15 protein-coding genes, 1 tRNA gene and 1 pseudogene are annotated in these 18,005 nt (G+C 40.0%); 14 read left to right on the forward strand and 3 right to left on the reverse strand.

Going from position 1 to position 18,005, the window contains the following annotated elements:
• Nucleotides 1-127: 127 nt before the first annotated feature.
• Nucleotides 128-907 carry an imidazole glycerol phosphate synthase subunit HisF gene (gene hisF / locus NMG86_RS02670; protein ID WP_026788555.1) on the reverse strand — a complete coding sequence of 260 codons (780 nt, stop codon included), beginning with the start codon at nt 905-907 and terminating at the stop codon, nt 128-130.
• 136 nt (nt 908-1,043) lie between these two features.
• On the opposite strand from hisF, the pseudogene NMG86_RS02675 reads away from it, so the two are divergent.
• The 3 genes and pseudogenes from NMG86_RS02675 to NMG86_RS02685 form a co-directional block, all read left to right on the forward strand.
• Nucleotides 1,044-1,124 (forward strand): annotated as a pseudogene (locus tag NMG86_RS02675) (hypothetical protein); the annotation flags it as partial.
• Between the two features lie 190 nt (nt 1,125-1,314).
• Nucleotides 1,315-2,532, forward strand: coding sequence for an ABC transporter permease (locus NMG86_RS02680; RefSeq protein ID WP_026796952.1), 1,218 nt, complete (start codon nt 1,315-1,317; stop codon nt 2,530-2,532).
• Between the two features lie 78 nt (nt 2,533-2,610).
• The gene (locus tag NMG86_RS02685) at nt 2,611-3,369 is read left to right on the forward strand and encodes an ABC transporter ATP-binding protein (RefSeq protein WP_026796953.1); all 759 of its coding nucleotides are present in this window, start codon (nt 2,611-2,613) and stop codon (nt 3,367-3,369) included.
• Nucleotides 3,370-3,541: 172 nt separating this feature from the next.
• On the opposite strand, the gene NMG86_RS02690 is transcribed toward NMG86_RS02685, so the two are convergent.
• Nucleotides 3,542-5,071 carry a phenylacetate--CoA ligase family protein gene (locus tag NMG86_RS02690; protein WP_036843346.1) on the reverse strand — a complete coding sequence of 510 codons (1,530 nt, stop codon included), beginning with the start codon at nt 5,069-5,071 and terminating at the stop codon, nt 3,542-3,544.
• A gap of 80 nt (nt 5,072-5,151) precedes the next feature.
• Here NMG86_RS02690 and NMG86_RS02695 point away from each other — a divergent pair, with 80 nt between their 5' ends.
• Both NMG86_RS02695 and NMG86_RS02700 read left to right on the forward strand, forming a co-directional pair.
• Nucleotides 5,152-6,960 carry a serine/threonine-protein kinase gene (locus tag NMG86_RS02695; RefSeq protein WP_026796955.1) on the forward strand — a complete coding sequence of 603 codons (1,809 nt, stop codon included), beginning with the start codon at nt 5,152-5,154 and terminating at the stop codon, nt 6,958-6,960.
• A 131-nt stretch (nt 6,961-7,091) separates the two neighbouring features.
• A complete protein-coding gene (locus tag NMG86_RS02700; RefSeq protein WP_052338612.1) occupies nt 7,092-8,798 on the forward strand; it encodes a transporter substrate-binding protein in 1,707 nt (568 codons plus the stop codon).
• Nucleotides 8,799-8,875: 77 nt separating this feature from the next.
• Here NMG86_RS02700 and NMG86_RS02705 read toward each other — a convergent pair whose 3' ends face one another.
• Entirely contained in the window at nt 8,876-9,127 is a 252-nt protein-coding gene (locus tag NMG86_RS02705) for a gamma-glutamyltransferase (RefSeq protein WP_026796956.1), read from the reverse strand.
• Between the two features lie 269 nt (nt 9,128-9,396).
• On the opposite strand from NMG86_RS02705, the gene NMG86_RS02710 reads away from it, so the two are divergent.
• The 9 genes from NMG86_RS02710 (at nt 9,397) to NMG86_RS02750 (ending at nt 17,976) form a co-directional block, all read left to right on the forward strand.
• On the forward strand, nt 9,397-9,888 hold the full coding sequence (locus NMG86_RS02710) for a DUF4168 domain-containing protein (protein WP_043937901.1): 492 nt from the start codon (nt 9,397-9,399) through the stop codon (nt 9,886-9,888).
• Between the two features lie 41 nt (nt 9,889-9,929).
• Nucleotides 9,930-10,412 (forward strand): DUF4168 domain-containing protein, encoded by a 483-nt coding sequence (locus tag NMG86_RS02715; RefSeq protein ID WP_026794874.1) that lies wholly within the window; start codon nt 9,930-9,932, stop codon nt 10,410-10,412.
• A gap of 237 nt (nt 10,413-10,649) precedes the next feature.
• Nucleotides 10,650-11,099 carry a KGK domain-containing protein gene (locus NMG86_RS02720; protein ID WP_026796957.1) on the forward strand — a complete coding sequence of 150 codons (450 nt, stop codon included), beginning with the start codon at nt 10,650-10,652 and terminating at the stop codon, nt 11,097-11,099.
• Between the two features lie 232 nt (nt 11,100-11,331).
• Entirely contained in the window at nt 11,332-12,156 is an 825-nt protein-coding gene (locus NMG86_RS02725; protein WP_043938882.1) for a hypothetical protein, read from the forward strand.
• Nucleotides 12,157-12,337: 181 nt separating this feature from the next.
• Nucleotides 12,338-13,489: a glutamate--cysteine ligase gene (gene gshA / locus NMG86_RS02730; RefSeq protein ID WP_026796959.1), complete on the forward strand. Its 1,152-nt coding sequence runs from the start codon at nt 12,338-12,340 to the stop codon at nt 13,487-13,489.
• A gap of 135 nt (nt 13,490-13,624) precedes the next feature.
• Nucleotides 13,625-14,086, forward strand: a complete 462-nt coding sequence (locus NMG86_RS02735; protein ID WP_026794870.1) for a tRNA (cytidine(34)-2'-O)-methyltransferase — start codon at nt 13,625-13,627, stop codon at nt 14,084-14,086.
• A 544-nt stretch (nt 14,087-14,630) separates the two neighbouring features.
• Complete coding sequence (locus tag NMG86_RS02740; protein ID WP_043938880.1) at nt 14,631-16,784, forward strand: LysM peptidoglycan-binding domain-containing M23 family metallopeptidase; 2,154 nt, start codon at nt 14,631-14,633, stop codon at nt 16,782-16,784.
• A 189-nt stretch (nt 16,785-16,973) separates the two neighbouring features.
• A tRNA-Met gene (locus tag NMG86_RS02745) sits at nt 16,974-17,046 on the forward strand.
• A gap of 336 nt (nt 17,047-17,382) precedes the next feature.
• Nucleotides 17,383-17,976 carry a peroxiredoxin gene (locus tag NMG86_RS02750; RefSeq protein ID WP_026788568.1) on the forward strand — a complete coding sequence of 198 codons (594 nt, stop codon included), beginning with the start codon at nt 17,383-17,385 and terminating at the stop codon, nt 17,974-17,976.
• The last annotated feature ends 29 nt before the right edge of the window (nt 17,977-18,005 follow it).

The raw sequence follows: 18,005 nt of genomic DNA on the forward strand, positions 1-18,005 counted from the left end.
TCGATCCAGATTAATCTAAATCTGCTAATTATGCAAGGGGGAATTCGATTGAAAATCCCTCTTATTTATGGATATTTAGGGGTATCTAGTCTAGGGTAAAAGTTATCTGTTTTCTTTTGACTTCCTCCTACAAAATATCAGGATTCCTCACGGTAACTTGATGCTCTGCTAAGTAGGTCTTAATTTCTGTCACGCTTAATTGACCATAATGCAATAAGGATGCTAACAATGCTGCTTCGGCTTTGCCTTGGGTTAAGGCTTGATAAATATGCTCACAAGTCCCCGCGCCCCCCGATGCAATCACTGGAATTTCTACGGATTCGGCAATGGTTCGCGTTAGTTCTAAATCATAACCTGCCTGGGTTCCATCGGCATCCATACTGGTGATTAGAAGTTCCCCCGCGCCCCGTTTTGTGACTTCTTTAGCCCAGATAAGAGCATCAATTCCGGTATTTTCCCGACCGCCTCGCACATACACATCCCAGCCGGGATTATCGGGATTAGTGCGCCGACGGGCATCAATAGCAACTACAATACATTGTACTCCAAAGCGATCGCTGGCTCGATTAATTAAGTCAGGATCACGCACAGCGGCGGAATTAATACTAACTTTATCTGCTCCGGCTCTTAATAAATTTTTAATCATGTCTAGGTTTTGAATTCCACCCCCCACCGTTAAGGGAATAAATACCTGTTCGGCGGTGCGATAGACGACATCAAAAATAATATCTCGGTCTTCATGGGTGGCTGTAATATCCAAAAATACTAATTCATCGGCCCCAGCATCGTTATAGGCCGCCGCCAATTCCACCGGGTCACCAGCATCTTTTAAATCAACAAAATTAACCCCCTTTACCACTCGACCTGCTTTTACATCCAAACAAGGTAAAATTCGTTTCGCAAGCATAATAACTATTGAACATTAGGACAATAAAATCAAGGGTGAAAATCCCTTTTTTGAGTTCAGATTAATTATATAGCAGGGAATACCAAAATAGGGAATAGTTAATTAATCAGTTCACTAATCATAATTTTTTACGGGACGGGAGAAAATTCGAGAATTTCTGACTCGTAAGTGGAATATAGAATTAGATTGTCGTTATTTATCTGTGCTATTCTCCTAAATTCCTATCTAATATAAATCCTAGATTGCTGAAACCCGATTCCAATTTCTAATCCGAATCAAGTCTCATCCCGGCGGTGGGACTTGATTTATTCAGCTATAATATAATTGGAAACGAGCAAACAACCTTAAGAAAAAAGGATAGTCTTTAATAGTCAACAGTCAACCATTAACCGTCAACACACCAAATTATGAATTTCCTAGAAAGTATCAAAATGGCAACTACAACACTATTAGCGAATAAAATGCGAAGTAGTTTAACTATGTTAGGAATTATTATTGGCAATGCCTCTGTTATTGCTATGATTGGTATTGGAGAAGGTGCTCAGAAATTTGTCAATAATCAAGTCAATTCTTTGGGGCCAAATGTTTTATTTGTGTTACCCGGAAGTCCTGACTCACAACGCCGTCCTGTGTTTCCGCCGCAAAATTTAGTCTTAGAAGATGCGATCGCGATCGCCGAACAAGTGCCTTCGGTTGAACAAGTTTCTCCTTCTTTAAATGGCAGTGAATTAATTACCTATCGCAGTAATAATGCTTCAGCTTCTATCGTGGGAACCACACCGGAATTTTTATCGGTGCGTAATTTTGATATTGCTAAAGGTCGATTTATTACGGATTTAGACTTAAAACGGAATGAACAAGTTGTGGCATTAGGATCAGAATTAGCTCAACAATTATTTGGAACTGAAGATCCGATTGGTAAGTCGGTTCGACTGCGGAATTTGAGTTTACAAGTTATTGGGGTAATGCAGCCTAAAGGCTCTAGTTTTGGCAGTAATGACGACATGAATGCCTTTGTTCCCTTAACTACAATGGCAAATCGAATTGTGGGAAATCGATCGCCCTACGGAACCCAAGTTACATTTATTTCTATTACTATTGATAGTCAAGATAATATGCGGGCGGCTCAATTTCAAGTTGAAAATTTATTGCGGTTACGTCATAAAATTACTAATGAAGATGATTTTACTGTTAGAAATCAAAAGGATTTAATGAATATTTTGGGCAGTATTGCTGGAGCTTTAACTATTTTATTGGCAGCAACCGCCGCCATTTCTCTATTAGTGGGCGGTATTGGAATTATGAATATTATGTTGGTTTCTGTCAGCGAAAGAACTCAAGAAATCGGATTAAGAAAAGCGATCGGAGCGACCCAATCAGATATTTTAATTCAGTTTATAATTGAATCTGTTATCCTATCAGCAGCAGGGGGTTTGATTGGTACATTAATTGGCGTTGGTGGCATTTTAGTTGTCGGTGCTTTCACTCCTTTACAAGCCGGAGTTTCCAGTGTTGCGATTGTAACAGCCGTTAGTATTTCTGGGGCTATTGGATTGTTTTTCGGTGTTGTTCCTGCTAAACAAGCTGCCAAACTTGACCCAATTGTAGCTTTAAGAAGTATTTAATTGGTTTAGTTTTGATTATAGGATTGCTATATCTCTGTTCCCTATTCCCTATTCCCTATTCCCTATCCTATTAAAATTATGAAAACATCAATTTCGACTAAACCAGAAAATCAAGATTCTCAAACCAATCCGGTGATTATTCACTTAGAAAATGTCACCAAAGTTTATGGGATGGGTGATATTCAAGTTCAGGCTTTAAAAGGTGTCATCTTAACGGTAGAACAAGGAGAATACTGTTCGATTATGGGTGCTTCGGGTTCGGGGAAATCAACGGCGATGAATATTATCGGTTGTTTGGATCGTCCCTCCGCAGGTTCCTATTATTTGGATGGGGTAAATGTGGCGCAAATGTCAGAAAATAATTTAGCCCGCATTCGCAATATTAAATTAGGGTTTGTATTCCAACAATTCCATCTTTTACCCCAATTAAGTGCTTTAGAAAATGTGATTTTACCGATGATGTATGCTGGAATTCCCTCGAATGAACGTCGAGAAAGGGCAAAGCAAGCATTAATTAGAGTCGGGTTAGAAAATAGATTAAATAATAGACCGAATCAACTTTCTGGAGGTCAACAACAACGGGTAGCGATCGCCCGTGCTATTGTGAATCGTCCGGTATTATTATTAGCAGATGAACCGACCGGGGCGTTAGATTCTCAAACTACTCAAGAAGTGATGAATATTTTTACTGAATTAAATGCGGGTGGAATGACCGTTGTAATGGTCACCCATGAAGCCGATGTTGCCCGTCAAACCCGTCGAATTGTTTGGTTTAAAGATGGTGAAGTTGTTCATTCCCATCTCACCCCCAATGATTTACACAGTGCTATTTTTTAAAATTTAATTTCGTTTTTGTTGTTGGGCGTTGTTGGGCGTTGTTGGGCTTTAGCCCATCTTCTCAAGGTTTAAAATCTCACAACATTGAATAAGGATTGATTTAAGTTAGTTGCCAATTAAAAAATTTCTGGCCCCGATATTATATAAATTGTTGATAGCCCAGGATAAATGATTAATTTCTGGTATAGCGATGTTTTACTCCCAGGGGGAAATATTCGGGATCTGCCGTTAATTTGAGGGTGATTTGAGGGGTTTGATATTCAGGGGGAACATAATTAGCAAATTCGCTATTTAAGCGCTTTAATTGCGTTAAAATAGAATGGGCGATCGCTTGTTTTTTATCCTCGGTTTCTTCAATCCCAGGTGCTAATTCTACAACCACTGATAGAAACCGATTTTGATCAGAATCCTCCAAAATAGACATCACAAATTTACCCGTCACCCAATCTTTAATTAAGGGTTGTTCTAAACCTACGGTTATATTTTCAGGATAAATATTAGCTCCAAAATAGGAAATAATAAATTGCGATCGCCCAAATATAAAAACAAATGGTAAGGGATAAATTCCCCGATCTCCTGTTTTTTGTAATTCTAAAATCGGATCAAAATCCCATTGTTTCAAAAAATTTAACATTTCTTGAAATTCAATAATTCCCCCTTGATCAGCAATATGATATCGAATTAACGGAATCCCATTATCTCCCGAAAACAATAGGGTTCCAGTGATAGAATTATCTGTTTTTTGGACTTCAAAAAATCGACTTTTAGGATCATATTGAACTAAAGTTGGTAATCGAGATTCTCCAAATAATTGTTTGGCAATTTCTGGATTTTCAGATAAAAATTGACGAATACAAATACTCAAAGGTGTTTCATTCCCTAAAACTCCCGCATCTGCTGTCCCATAAAGGCTTGCCGAATCATAATTTGGTTGAGTTGATCCCACCCTTTCCCCGACTAAACGCCGCCATTCTTCACTAAAAACTTCCCCAGCAAATACTAATTTAACTTGATATTTTGCCCATTCTATGCCTTCAGTAATTCCCGTATCAATAACATCTTTAATAAACGGAGGATAGCCTAATAAAACCACTTGCTCAAACTGTTCTCCCAATTCTCGAATTACCCGAAAAATTTCCGGTTTTTGATTTCCTGGGGTAATCACTGTAAGGGGATAACCTTTAGTGGCTAAATGACGACAACAGGCCGTTGTATAGATTCCCCCAACCCAAGTTCCCAAAGTAAAACAAATCACCGCTAAAGTTCGACGTTGATCCGCTTGAAAGCTATCATAAAAAATCTGTTCAAAGCGAGTCGCAATTTGCAATTCATCACTAATAAAACGGGGCCAAAATGTTGGATTTCCGGTGGAACCTGAAGAAACTGCAATTAAATCACAGGTTTCCAATTGACCATAACGACACAATTGGGATAAGGAATATTGACGTAAATAATTTTCTTTCGTAATTAAAGGCAAAGTTTGGAAATCTTCCCAGGTTTGAATATCATCAATAGACCGATGATGAGTGGCTAAAAACTGTTGATAGGCGGGAACTTTTGTGACAACATCTTGGAATAGTTGTAAAACAGAATTCACCCCTCTATCTTCAGAGGGTTGAACTAAATTCGATAGGGGTGTAGATAAAAAGCCGTTTAAGGCGGAAATTGCCCGTTGGCGTTGTTCGTCTCGGAGTTGACCCATGCTACAGTCCTGATAAATTGCTACTCTAAATTAAGACAGATCGGAACCGTTCAGTATTCATTTTTTCACACTAACACCCCATGAGTCAATTAATTTATCCGGGTCTTGTTCTGAGAAACCATTATGCCATCGTCCGTGAGTTAGGACATGGGGGTTTTGGACGGACTTATTTAGCAAAAGATCAACATCGGTTTGATGAACTTTGTGTTTTAAAAGAATTTTCTCCCCAGGTACAAGGAAGTTTTGCTTTAAAAAAATCCCAGGAATTATTTGAACGGGAAGCGGAGATTCTCTATAAATTAAAACATCCCCAAATTCCTCGATTTCGAGAGTTATTTAGAGAAACAATTGATAATAAAGGGTATTTGTTTTTTGTACAGGATTATGTTGAGGGTTTTAACTATCGAAGTTTATTGAATCAACAGTCTTTTACAGAAGCCGAAGTGATGCAATTATTATTCCAAATTTTACCTATATTAGACTATATTCATAGTTATGGCGTGATTCATCGAGATATTTCTCCTGATAATATGATTCAACGTCAATCCGATGGTTTACCCATGTTAATTGATTTTGGCGGGGTGAAATTAATTCAAGCCAAAGTAGAATCGGAATTGGCAGTACAAGGGGGTCAAAATCCCTCACCTACAAGGTTAGGAAAAGTGGGCTACGCCCCCGATGAACAAATGCGTTTGGGTATGGTTTATCCTAATAGTGATTTGTATGCTTTAGCTGCGACAATGTTAGTGTTATTAACCCGAAAAGAACCGCAACAATTAATTGATCCACAAACCTTAAATTGGAATTGGAGAAAATACACTAAATTAAATCCAAAGTTTGGGGAAATATTAGATAAAATGTTAGCCTATCGTCACGGCGATCGCTTTTCATCGGTTCAGGATGTTCTATCGGCTCTTTCAGCCATAAATCCACCCCCGCAAACCCCTATAAATCCCACTCAACCCATCCTAAATCAGAGCTTATTCCCCCAACCTTTTTCCCCTCAAGCCGGAAAAAATTCTCATATAAAAACGCCTTTATTAGTATTTGTTTTTATCTTAATTTTAGGGGTTTTTGGATGGTTGGGAGGACGTTACGGGTTAAATAATTATGCAAATCAAGACTTAAACCAACTCGCAAAAACGGAGGAAAAACGACAAGAAGCATTACGAGAACAACTGCGTTTATTAGGAATTGATTCTAACTTTTTTGTAGAGTTAGTGGATGAAGAATTTTATCATCGCTATCCCGAACAACGGGGAAGAACTTTAACAGATAAATCCTCGGATTCAATTTGGCGAGAAAATTGGAATAAAATTGCAGATGAATTTTTGCAACATTTAGCGCAACTTAGTGATCAATCTCGGATAAAATTAGGAAACTATAGTATTAATGATCTAGATCACTTAAAAGCACAAGTGAATCAGTTACAGTTAAGTAGTCAATCCTTATATGATTTAGCGGATGCCAAATTTTTTGATCTATTTCCAGAACAATCAAGAAATGTTGATTTGGGGTTTCCTATGGGACAAGTTTGGCAAGCTATTACTAATGATGTGGTTAACAATTTAGAAGCGGGAACTGCCTGGGAACGGGTAGAATTTGCTTCTAAAAAAACTCAAAAAACCTTGAAATATCGACTAAAACCCGGTGAAGGAAAAATCTATATTGCTCACTTGAATAAAAATCAAGTTTTACAGGTGCGTCTCAAATCTCCACAATCCTCAACTTTACTTTCAATTTATACACAAAAAGCTCAATCCTTACTAGAAGATTCACCTAAAAACCGTTGGTCAGGTCGTTTACCCGATTCTGGTGATTATCAAGTGGTTGTGGTGTCTAAATCTTCCCGACCGTTTGACTATGAGTTAACCCTAGAAACTCGTTAAGGAGTTTATCATTATTGATAAGAGTATTCAAACGAACGGAAAAATTATCGGCTATCTGTCAATATTGAATATTTCTAATTGTCGAGGTTCAGGTTCTCACCCATACCAAATTCTCAAGGATATTAAATTTTATGGAAAAAATAAAAGTTGGGATTTTATATTCATTAAGTGGAACCATGGCAATTAGCGCAACACCATTATTAGAAGCAACCTTGATGGCGATCGCCGAAATTAATGCTCAGGGTGGCATTTTAGGACATCAAATTGAACCCGTAATTGAAGATGGAGCTTCCGATATTTCTATCTTTGAAAAAAAAGCTAGAAAATTACTAGAAATTGATCAAGTAGCCACGGTATTTGGCTGCTGGACATCGACGGCTCGTAAGGCAGTTAAACCAATATTTGAACAGTTTAATATTTTACTCTGGTATCCGGTTCAATATGAAGGTTTAGAATCTTCTCCTAATATTTTTTATACCGGTTCTTGTTTAAATCAACAAATTCAACCGGTGATTAGTTGGTCACTCGAAAACTTAGGCAAACGATTTTATTTATTAGGTTCGGATTATGTATTTCCCCGCACGGCTAATAAATTAGTTAAATCCCTCCTTAAACACGAAGGAGGAACAGTCGTGGGAGAACAATATTTTCCCTGTGGAGATAAAAACTTTACTGATATTATTGAAGAAATCAAACATCTCAAGCCAGATATTATTTTTAATACGTTAAATGGAGATAGCAATTTTTATTTTTATAATGCCTATTATGATGCTGGAATTAAACCATCAGATCTGCCGATTATGGCCATGAGTATTTCTGAGTCAGAAGTTCAAAGTATCGGTCAAGCCAGTATAGGTCACTATGCCTGCTGGAGTTATTTTCAAAGTTTAAATACCCCCCATAATCATGAATTTGTTAATAATTTTAAAGCCTTATATGGTCAAGAAAGGGTAACTTCTGATCCGATTGAAGCCGCTTATTTTCAAGTTTATCTATGGAAAAAATCCGTAGAAACTGCAAAAAGTTTTAAAACCAATGAAGTCAGAAAGGCTGCTTATTGTCAAACCTTTTATGCTCCAGGGGGATTAGTTAAAATTGAACCGAATCATCATTTATGGAAACACTGTTATATCGGCCGTGTCAACGAAATTAAACAATTTGAAATTATTTGGAAAAGTCCTAATTTAATTAAACCTTTGCCCTGGTTAGGAGTAGAAGAATTAAAAAATTTCCCTCAAGCCGATTTAGTTATTGATATGTTAGCTGAGGTATCCCAAGGGATTCAATATAGTTGTTTATTAGAGCAAAATAGCCTTAATTTAGAACTAACAATGCAAAAATTACAACTTGAAATTGAACAACGCCAAAGGATTGAAATTGCCTTACAAGAGGTCAATAAAGAATTAAAATATATGGCAATTACCGATAGTTTAACTAAACTCTCTAATCGATATTGGTTTAATGAATGTCTCAAATCTCTATGGCATAAAAATCTACACAGTCAAACCTCTTTAGCCTTAATTTTATGTGATATTGATTATTTTAAAAATTATAATGATACCTACGGTCATCAAATGGGGGATTACTGTTTACAACAGGTCGCTCAAGCAATTAAGAAAGCCGTTAGAAATAGTTGTGATATTGTTGCTCGTTATGGGGGAGAAGAATTTGCCGTAATTTTACCCCATACCACCTTATTTGATGCTTCACAAGTCGCGACTCGAATTAATCAGGAAGTGCAAGAGCTTCAGATTCCCCATTTAAACTCTTTAGTTAATGATTATGTCACCGTCGGGTATTCTAGTATAGTTTTCTTGGATAATTGTTGTATTTTTTAATACATTTTAGTAAATAAATACTAATTAATTACTAGGAAAACCGGGAAAATATTGATTAACTCTTTAAACTGACACCACTATAAAAATTTAACTCCGATAATCGGACATTTATATCGGGGAGTTTTAGTAAAAAAATCAAATAAAATATTCTGATTTGTATGAGTATGTGCCAATAAAAATCCCCCGCCTGCGAGGGAAGTTAAACCCGGTTCCGTAACACAATCTGCTAAAATACAAGCCACCGCCACATCAAAAGCATCAAACATCACCAACCCGGCTGCAACGGTTTTGGGATGTCCTGCGGTAATCACCCCGTTGGTTTTCTTCATACTTTTTTAAATTTTCGAGGTCAACGTTTCAGGATACAATATATTTTCGACCTAAAAAGTTTCACTTCCTGCGATTACAACTTTTGAATATCAAGTTTTTCTCTGCGTAGAAGTCAAACCCTCAGTTTTTTGGAAGTCAAACTTGTGACTGGACATAGAATTCTTAGCTAAAGCATTTTTAAGTTTTGGATGAGGAACTTCTTACCCGTAAAATAATTCAAGATAACTAAGCACTTTCACCTTATCCTGTGGCATCAAAACCTTTCAATATGATGGATTCTTTGCGTACCTTACGATTCATGCGTCAACACCACCTTAACCATGCTCTGCTAGTGGGACTGTTCTCTTGGGGCGCGGTTTTGTTGGGAGTTGTCCCGGATGTTTCGGTATCAAACGCTTCTGGGTTCAATACCGTTGTTCTAGCTCAACAGTCCCCAGAATTTAGTGAGGCTGAAATTAGGAATTATGCCCGTGCTGTCCTAGGAATTGAACCCAGACGCCAGACCGCCTATAACGAAATTCAAGCGATATTCGGGGCGGGAAAATCAGTTCCCGATGTGGTTTGCAGTGAAACCCGAACTATTAATGGCCTGGATAAAGGCGTTCGAGATATTGCGGTGAATTACTGTACCCAAGCAAAATCCATTATTGAAACCAACGAGTTAACCATTACTCGTTTCAATCAAATTACCCAAAGTCAACAGGCTGACCCCGGTTTGCAAAAACAGATTCAAGGGGAACTCCAGCGTCTACAAAACTAATCTGAGATTGTCTCAAAATTAACTCTATATATGAACCTGTTATGAAAACTACATTACCATTTGGTCAAATTCTATCAAAATCCTTAACCGTTGCTATTCTATCCGGTTGTGGTGGTTTTATTGGATGGAGTCAAACCCCCTCCCAAGGATTTCCGGTTTTGAGTTGGGGTTCGCCAGCCCAAGCTCAAGATAGTTTTAACTATAGTGAAGAAACGATTAGAAATTATGCTAAGGCGGCTTTAGCGTTAGAATCTCGACGTCATGAAGTAGCCAATGAAATTAAAAAAATTGTTGGAGATGTTCCCCGAATTATTTGTGACCAACCTACCAGTTTTAATGGCTTACCTGGAAATGCGCCTCAATTAGCAGTTAGTTATTGTGACCAAGCGAAACGCATGATTGAATCTAAGGGATTAACAATTGCTCAGTTCAATGATATCACCCGTCATCAACAAAATGATCCCCGTTTTAGACAACAAATTCAAGCGGAAATATTAAAATTATTACAATCAGGCGGAAACTAACCGTTGTTGCGCTTCAGCGCACCAAGAAGGGCTAAAGCCCAACAACTAACCTTTTATTCTGTTGTTGCGCTTCAGCGCATCAAGAAGGGCTAAAGCCCAACAACGAACCTTTTATTCTGTTGTTGCGCTTCAGCGCATCAAGAGGGGCTAAAGCCCAACAACGATTTTTTTTTAATTATAGACACCTAACTTATATTAAAATGTAGGATATCTATAATAATTTTAAGGATTAAATCAATGACTGAATCGTTTATTAAGTTGGAACAGGATGACGATATTGTAATGTTGGGTAAGGATACATTTACTGTATCGAGGTTGAAAGAGTTGATCACTGAGAATATGAACGTTAAACTTTCATCTAGTAATATTTCACATTTACAGGGTTTCTTATGCGAAAGTTTAACAATAACAGATAAATCAATACAACTGAAATTAAATGAAATTAGATTAGTATTTCCGCCTAACGGAATAGATGGTCAGTTACTCCAGTTAAAGTCTGGACAGTGGATTTCAGGTAAAATCAGATTTCAAGTCGATGCCCATTATTACCCACAAACAGTTAATACTGAATTAGAATTTGCTCCTGATGAAATAATATCTAACGAAGAAGAAGAACAGAACAACATTAATTATGATAACAGTTTAGATAAAATTAGAGCAGAATTAAACGAAATGAAAGCTATTTAATTTTAGAGGTTCGATATTGTCACACTATTTAAAGTTAAGGTTGGGTTTGAAGACCAAACCCCTACGGTAAATATTAAACGTTTTCCAGATTATAGACAGATTTCGGGCTAGGATACCCTCACCGTATAAACTCTTGAGTATGTCAATGAAATTCAGTCGTAGACCAACAAAAACCCCTCAAATCCTTTAAAATCAGGTAGAATTTATTCAGTGTGCCGAAGGGGATGAGATCATGAATATTGAATTCAACGATGAAGCAGAAATAGATGTTTTTGGGTTGATGAAACATAACGTGATGTTTGAGAAACTTCCCCCAGAAGTAAAACAGTGGGCAGAAAGTTTACCCTGGAATCAACGTCGTTATGTTCTCTCTCTGTGCTATATTCTATGTGCATCTTCCCCCGAAAAACAAGCAGAATTTTTAGATGAATATACCGCCGATGGTTTAATGGCGAAGATGTTGGAGGATATTGATACCTTGCAAAGAGTTAAACAATATCTCAGTGCTTTTCAAATAAAAGCCCCCCTAAACGAATCAGTTTTACGCGGGTATATTAGACAATTCTATATTCATTCCGCCCAGGATGCTCGATGCCAACCCAGTCAATATTTAGAATCTGCTTTAAAATTAGCATTAAGCCCAAAAGACAAAGATAATGTTTTTAATTATATTATCGGATTTGAAATGATTAAACTCCTATTTCAAATGAGTTGGGTACAACATGAACGACTCTCTCGCCTACAAACTAATCAAGATTATTTTATTAAAAATTATCTCAAACCGATTCAACACGCCCATAAAGTGAATGGAATTATTGTTCCTAAAGATGAACGGGTGTTTTTTGCTAAACGGGATTATTATGTACAGAAACCCGAAATAAAATCAAGGAAATTAATTGAATTAGTTATGGCAACCTTTACCACTAGCCAAGTGATTGCTTGTGGATTCTCCCTCACCCGTCATAGTCGAGCCTTCGATTTTGATTATGACTATATTTTTAACTCCAATGAACCCGATAGCATTTTTCCTTGGGGTTCAGAATCCGTGATAGGATAGAGAATAGGAATTATTTTCTAATAACCCAGATTCAATTATTAGCAAACAGTTGATCAACTCTTTTCTAATAACTCTTACCCCGATAACTTGTACGGGCAGGTTGGTGTGAGATATTTGTTAATCACCTAAATCTCGATGAACCCGCCCCCACAACTGATAACAGATTACTGATAACTGTACTATGCTTTTATCCAAAGGTTTTGAAGTAGAAATGTATACCGGAACTCCCCAAGGTGACGTGGTGGGACTGTCCGATAAAATTGTAGCGGATTTAGAGGGATTTGTCCGCGAACCCGATAGTCGCAATGTCGAGTACACCACCGCCCCCCTGTGTAATTATGATCGGTTATTGTGTGCCTTAGTTCGACCTCGGCGGGAACTCCGAAAATATTTACAAAAGTTGGGGGACTATACTATCATCCCAGGAAGTACCCTACCCCTGGGCGGTACGGAGAATTTTTATCGCTCCGATCCCCAAAATCCCTATCATGATTATATTGAACAAACCTATGGTACGGATGTAGTTACTGCCAGTATTCATATTAATGTGGGTATTGCTGATCTCGAACAGTTAATGCGGGCAATTCGTTTAGTGCGGGTTGAAGCTCCTTTATATTTAGCGATGAGTGCTTCCTCTCCCTTTTTGGGTGGCAAAGTCACCGGATATCATTCCACCCGTTGGCATTTATTCCCCAAAACCCCAGCTTTTGTCCCCTTGTTTGAAAGCCATCGCCATTTTATCGACTGGACAGAAACCCAACTCCAACAAAAAACCATGCAGAATGTTCGTCACCTGTGGTCATCGGTACGACCCAATGGCGATCGCCGTCCCTATAATTTAAACCGTCTGGAACTGAGAATTTGTGATTTGATGGTTAACCCGATTGCCTTATTAGCGATCACAGCGTTATTAGAAGCTCGGATCTGGCAAATGTTAGAAAATCCTGACCTTGATCCATTGCAACTCAGTCAACTGCCTGAAACCAGTCGGGCCCAGGATTTAGTCGAAATTTCAGATCAAAATGAAATTCTCGCAGCCCACCATAGTTTAGACGCCCAACTGCGGCATTGGAAAGATGGCAGCCTAATTTCCGTTAGAGATTGGATTGAACAAATTTATGCAGAAGTTTGGCCAATTGCCAAAAAACACGGGTTTAGTTGCTTTCTGTCCCCGGTGAAAAAGCTACTGCGAGAAGGGTCTACCGCCCAACAGTGGTTAAGGCTGTCGGAACAGGGCCACGATCCTCGCTTGATTATTCAACAGGCCATTCAGGAGATGGCAACCCAGGAACAAGAGTTTGAAGATCAAATTTGTCAACCCCTGATCGCCTGAAAATTGGCCAATTTTTAGATGAGAATATCTTATCAATAAATTTCTTTACAAAGTATAAAGAAAAACTATAGATTTATTACTCATCAACCGGGTTGATCCGACCCAAAAGCCCTTGTTTCCTGGTCTAATTACCTCATGCCCCACGTTGTCTTAGTTCAGCCACAAATCCCTCCCAATACCGGAAATATCGCCCGTACCTGTGCAGCAACCTGTACCGAATTACATTTAGTCGGGCCATTGGGGTTTGAAATTAGCGATCGCTACCTAAAGCGGGCGGGTTTGGATTATTGGCCCTACGTTAAGCTCACCCATCACCCAGATTTTTCCAGCTTTCAAACCCATCAGCAACAACGGGGCGGCCGTTTGCTGGGGTTTAGTACCAAAGGGGCTTCTAACTATATCCAGTTCCAGTTTCAAGATTCCGACTGGTTGCTCTATGGCAGTGAAACCACCGGACTTTCGGCCGATGTATTGGAGACTTGCACCGCAACAATATATATTCCCATGGCTGAAGCCGGAGTGAGAAGTTTGAATCTCTCCGTGAGTGTTGCCATCAGTTTATTTGAGGTACGCCGCCAACTCGGTTATTTGGGGTGAATTCCATCCCTCAAACCCTGATATTGTGTTAATCCCAAAAACCACCCCAATCTGATAACTTTTTTTTATAAGTGACCGGATTCAATTGTCCCCCGACAGTGATAGATTTTATTCATCTAAACGGGGTATTTTTTCCTATCACAAAAAAGCCATAACCCTTAACTGGCTTTGATTTAAAGCTCTTAATTGTCTATTTTGATCGATCTTGTCATCTGATCCCCAGAAATTAACAGCCCCAGATCAGGTGTTGTATTTTTGGTAGGAACTGGTGTAAATTCTCATCTGAACTCTGGTGACAGAATTCACTCATATTTAAACATCCTCGGCCCTCAAGGGTTATTGTTTATCTATCCTTAATTTTCAGGGTTCGCATTTCAATCTAACTTTGGCTTTTGTTGCCGAAATTGAAAAATCAAGGTAATCTGACTTAATCAAGATTATCCTCAGTGATTTCAGTCAATAATTAATGTGATTAATTTCACTGATATGAATTTCTTGAGCGGTTCGAGGACAGTCAGCACGCTTCTCCATAGGAGGTCGTTCTTTGAAAGGAACAGTTCCAAATCATGATCAACCTGTTGTTATGCCTAATTTAGATTTCAATTTAGATCAGACTGCAACAGGCCAGACCAAACAACAGGTCGCACACCCTGGCAGTCGTAAGGTTTATACCTCTTTCGCATTTCTCGGTTTGGCCGTCGCTTCGGGCATCCTTATGCCCAAAACGAACGATCGAGTCATGGCAACTGAGTTATCCGATCCTGAGTCCAATCCGGCGATGCAGTCTCCTGCACCGATGGCAGTATCCTCCCCGACGGTGGAAAATTCAACCGGACAAACATCCCAACCCGATTGGCAACCATCTATATTGCGGAGCCTTTCCAGTCTGAATACAGATGAGAAAGTGACAAATAACCGGAGTCAATCTACGGATTTAGGGTTAAACAAACCAGATAAGACTAGCGTAGAAGCATTTTCTACACCAGAGTCTCGGCCGAGTGTTAACTCGGAATCGTTACCTGAATCAGCTACGTTGTCGGAATCCAACCCCGGATTCAATCAGCAAATTCCTCTTTCTGGGGGTGAAACCTCGGCTACTCAGGAAATACTAAGTCCATCGGTGGGGAATTCGGGATCTCCTGCTCACTCCAATCAGCAGTGGGAGTCCACCAATAGGGTTTCTAACTCGGTTCATTTTAATTCTTTAGATACCATCTCCCAAGGGCTATCTGGAGCTTTTGTGATTCCGAATGATGAGCGCGACCCAACCATCTCGGAAGTTTATCAGGTAGGTTCGGGTGATACGTTAGCTCGAATTGCTAAACTGCATAATGTTTCTGTTGATGCCATTATTAAGGCAAATCAGCTAACTGATCCTAATGTTCTGAGTCTCAATCAGAGTCTAAAAATCCCTAAGCAACTGGCGAGTAGTTTTTCTAATAGTCCGGCCTCTCTAGCCACGAATTCATGGCAAGACCCTCAGATTCGTCCAGATGCTGACCCCTCTCCACAACAAGCTTCTGCCGCAACAGACTTGCGCCTTTTAAGAGGAAGATTACCTCAATCTGTGCTTCCGGCAGTTCTTCCCTCAGAATATAGAAGTGATGATTCAGCCGTTGCCGATCTTCCAGGAGAAGATATAGCTGATCTGAGTTCGATTCCGACCCATAGCACTTTAAATCAAATCTCGCTGAACCAACTGGCGAACCGTGCTATGAATGATGGGGTCGATGCTTCTACTCCCATAGCAACCGCAGCCGTGGCGATTCCGGTTGATTCAAAATTTTCTTCCTTGTCCGAACAGTTGGCGGTTCAAGAGGTTTCTGTTAGCAAATCAGAAGCCGTTAATAAATTGTACAGCGATCGCCTGAGATCTGAAGTAGAACGACTGCGGGAGGAATATAAGGTTCAGAGTGGCTATCAGTTGACCAGCGTATCCCTAGAACCAAATGAACAGCCCAAGGCTGAAGTTTTGACCTCTAAGGGAATGGCTTCCTTACATCGTCAAAAACTGATTAATCCTGAGTTTAATCCTCAAGCCTATGCTCCTGAAAAGGCTAGTCAAGCCGAACAGAACTTGGCTTCGGAACAGTTAGCTCAATTGTCTCCCAATGGCGTGACATCTCCGGCTGCCCAACTCCAGCCCGCATCAAGACGTTCGGTAGTGGCTACTGCCCCCGTTGGTTCTAGGGCTTATGATCCTTTAAGCAATCCGGCTTTGGGTCAGATGGTTTCCCCGCAGTTACCCCCTCTCTCTGGGCCAGATGTTTATTTACCGAGTGGGTCGATGCGCTTTAATGGCTATATTTGGCCATCATCGGGTGTTCTGAGCTCCGGCTATGGCTGGCGCTGGGGACGGATGCACCGGGGAATTGATATTGCTGGGCCGATTGGAACTCCAATTGTCGCTGCTGCCCCTGGGGTTGTTAGCTATGCGGGATGGAATGATGGTGGCTATGGCAATTTAGTCGAAATTGAACATCCCGACGGCAGTTTAACGGTTTACGCCCATAACGATCGCATCCTGGTCAGCGAAGGCCAAAAAGTGGATCAAGGAGATCAAATCTCGGAAATGGGAACCACCGGCCGTAGTACCGGGCCTCATTTACACTTTGAAGTCCATCCTAGTGGCCAAGATGCCGTTAACCCGATCGCTCTCCTACCTCCAGAAAGTTCTACCGTATCCCAAAATTATTAGGGTATTGATCAGGTATTGAGGTGTTGAAGGTTGGATAGTAGCGAGGAAAGAGCGAGGGTACTTTTTATTCCCTCCCCTGCTCTCCGCTCTCCTCCTCCCCTCCTCCCCTACCCCCTGAAAAAAAGATTAAACAGGGGGTTGATATCTGGGAAAGGTTTGTGTTATATTGTTTAATCGTGAATAAACTAAGGCTCAGTAGCTCAGTGGTTAGAGCAGGGGACTCATAAGCCCAAGGTCGCAGGTTCAAATCCCGCTTGAGCCATTGAAAATAAATCCGTTATACCAGGGAACAGGGAACAGGGAACAGGGAACAGGGAACAGGGGGGAAAACATCTCACCGTCTGGGTTCCAAGATCCGTCTCTATCCTAACTGCCTTGGCGGTTGCTATAACTCTTAATTTTTGGGTTTTAGGTCAGTCTGAAAAGGGCTGGCTTTTTGATTGGGATTACTTGTTTTTTTCTAAGTCTTGTTTAACTGTACTCAATTCGACTATGATGTATTTGTAACAAATCGTAAGATAGCAAAACAATTGGGATCAAAGTTATCCTAATTTTCTGCAACGAAACTATACTATCGTCAGTTTAAGGAGTATTATTCATGGCTGAGAGCCTGCGTATTGGCCAAGTCGCCCCGGATTTTAAAGCAACGGCCGTTGTTGACCAAGAATTCAAAGACATCTCACTATCCGACTATCGGGGTAAGTATGTGGTTCTATTTTTCTACCCCTTAGACTTTACCTTTGTTTGCCCGACTGAAATTACGGCTTTTAGCGATCGCGCTGAAGAATTCAGCAAACTCAATACTCAAATTCTTGGGGTTTCCGTCGATAGCGCCTTTTCTCACCTAGCTTGGATTCAATCCGATCGCAAATCCGGTGGTGTGGGCGACCTGAACTATCCTCTGGTGGCTGACCTGAAAAAAGAAATCAGCACCGCTTATAACGTGCTTGATCCTGAAGCCGGAATTGCCTTGCGCGGTCTGTTCATCATTGACAAAGAAGGGGTGATTCAACACGCCACGATCAATAACCTCGCCTTTGGTCGTAACGTAGATGAGACTCTGCGGACACTGCAAGCGCTTCAATATGTTCAAGCTCACCCCGATGAAGTTTGTCCTGCGGGTTGGCAACCGGGTGACAAGACCATGATCCCCGATCCCGTCAAGTCTAAAGAATTCTTTGCGGCGGTCTAAGATTAAGTTTTAGACAAGATTTAAGAACC

The organism is Planktothrix rubescens CCAP 1459/22 (assembly GCA_904830895.1).
Classification (GTDB): domain Bacteria; phylum Cyanobacteriota; class Cyanobacteriia; order Cyanobacteriales; family Microcoleaceae; genus Planktothrix; species Planktothrix agardhii.

What these genes read in the sequence shown, in the direction of transcription:
- hisF (WP_026788555.1), bottom strand. Translation starts at nt 907, where the DNA reads ATGCTTGCGAAACGAATTTTACCTTGTTTGGATGTAAAAGCAGGTCGA.
- NMG86_RS02680 (WP_026796952.1), top strand. Translation starts at nt 1,315, where the DNA reads ATGAATTTCCTAGAAAGTATCAAAATGGCAACTACAACACTATTAGCG.
- NMG86_RS02685 (WP_026796953.1), top strand. Translation starts at nt 2,611, where the DNA reads ATGAAAACATCAATTTCGACTAAACCAGAAAATCAAGATTCTCAAACC.
- NMG86_RS02690 (WP_036843346.1), bottom strand. Translation starts at nt 5,071, where the DNA reads ATGGGTCAACTCCGAGACGAACAACGCCAACGGGCAATTTCCGCCTTA.
- NMG86_RS02695 (WP_026796955.1), top strand. Translation starts at nt 5,152, where the DNA reads ATGAGTCAATTAATTTATCCGGGTCTTGTTCTGAGAAACCATTATGCC.
- NMG86_RS02700 (WP_052338612.1), top strand. Translation starts at nt 7,092, where the DNA reads ATGGAAAAAATAAAAGTTGGGATTTTATATTCATTAAGTGGAACCATG.
- NMG86_RS02705 (WP_026796956.1), bottom strand. Translation starts at nt 9,127, where the DNA reads ATGAAGAAAACCAACGGGGTGATTACCGCAGGACATCCCAAAACCGTT.
- NMG86_RS02710 (WP_043937901.1), top strand. Translation starts at nt 9,397, where the DNA reads ATGATGGATTCTTTGCGTACCTTACGATTCATGCGTCAACACCACCTT.
- NMG86_RS02715 (WP_026794874.1), top strand. Translation starts at nt 9,930, where the DNA reads ATGAAAACTACATTACCATTTGGTCAAATTCTATCAAAATCCTTAACC.
- NMG86_RS02720 (WP_026796957.1), top strand. Translation starts at nt 10,650, where the DNA reads ATGACTGAATCGTTTATTAAGTTGGAACAGGATGACGATATTGTAATG.
- NMG86_RS02725 (WP_043938882.1), top strand. Translation starts at nt 11,332, where the DNA reads ATGAATATTGAATTCAACGATGAAGCAGAAATAGATGTTTTTGGGTTG.
- gshA (WP_026796959.1), top strand. Translation starts at nt 12,338, where the DNA reads ATGCTTTTATCCAAAGGTTTTGAAGTAGAAATGTATACCGGAACTCCC.
- NMG86_RS02735 (WP_026794870.1), top strand. Translation starts at nt 13,625, where the DNA reads ATGCCCCACGTTGTCTTAGTTCAGCCACAAATCCCTCCCAATACCGGA.
- NMG86_RS02750 (WP_026788568.1), top strand. Translation starts at nt 17,383, where the DNA reads ATGGCTGAGAGCCTGCGTATTGGCCAAGTCGCCCCGGATTTTAAAGCA.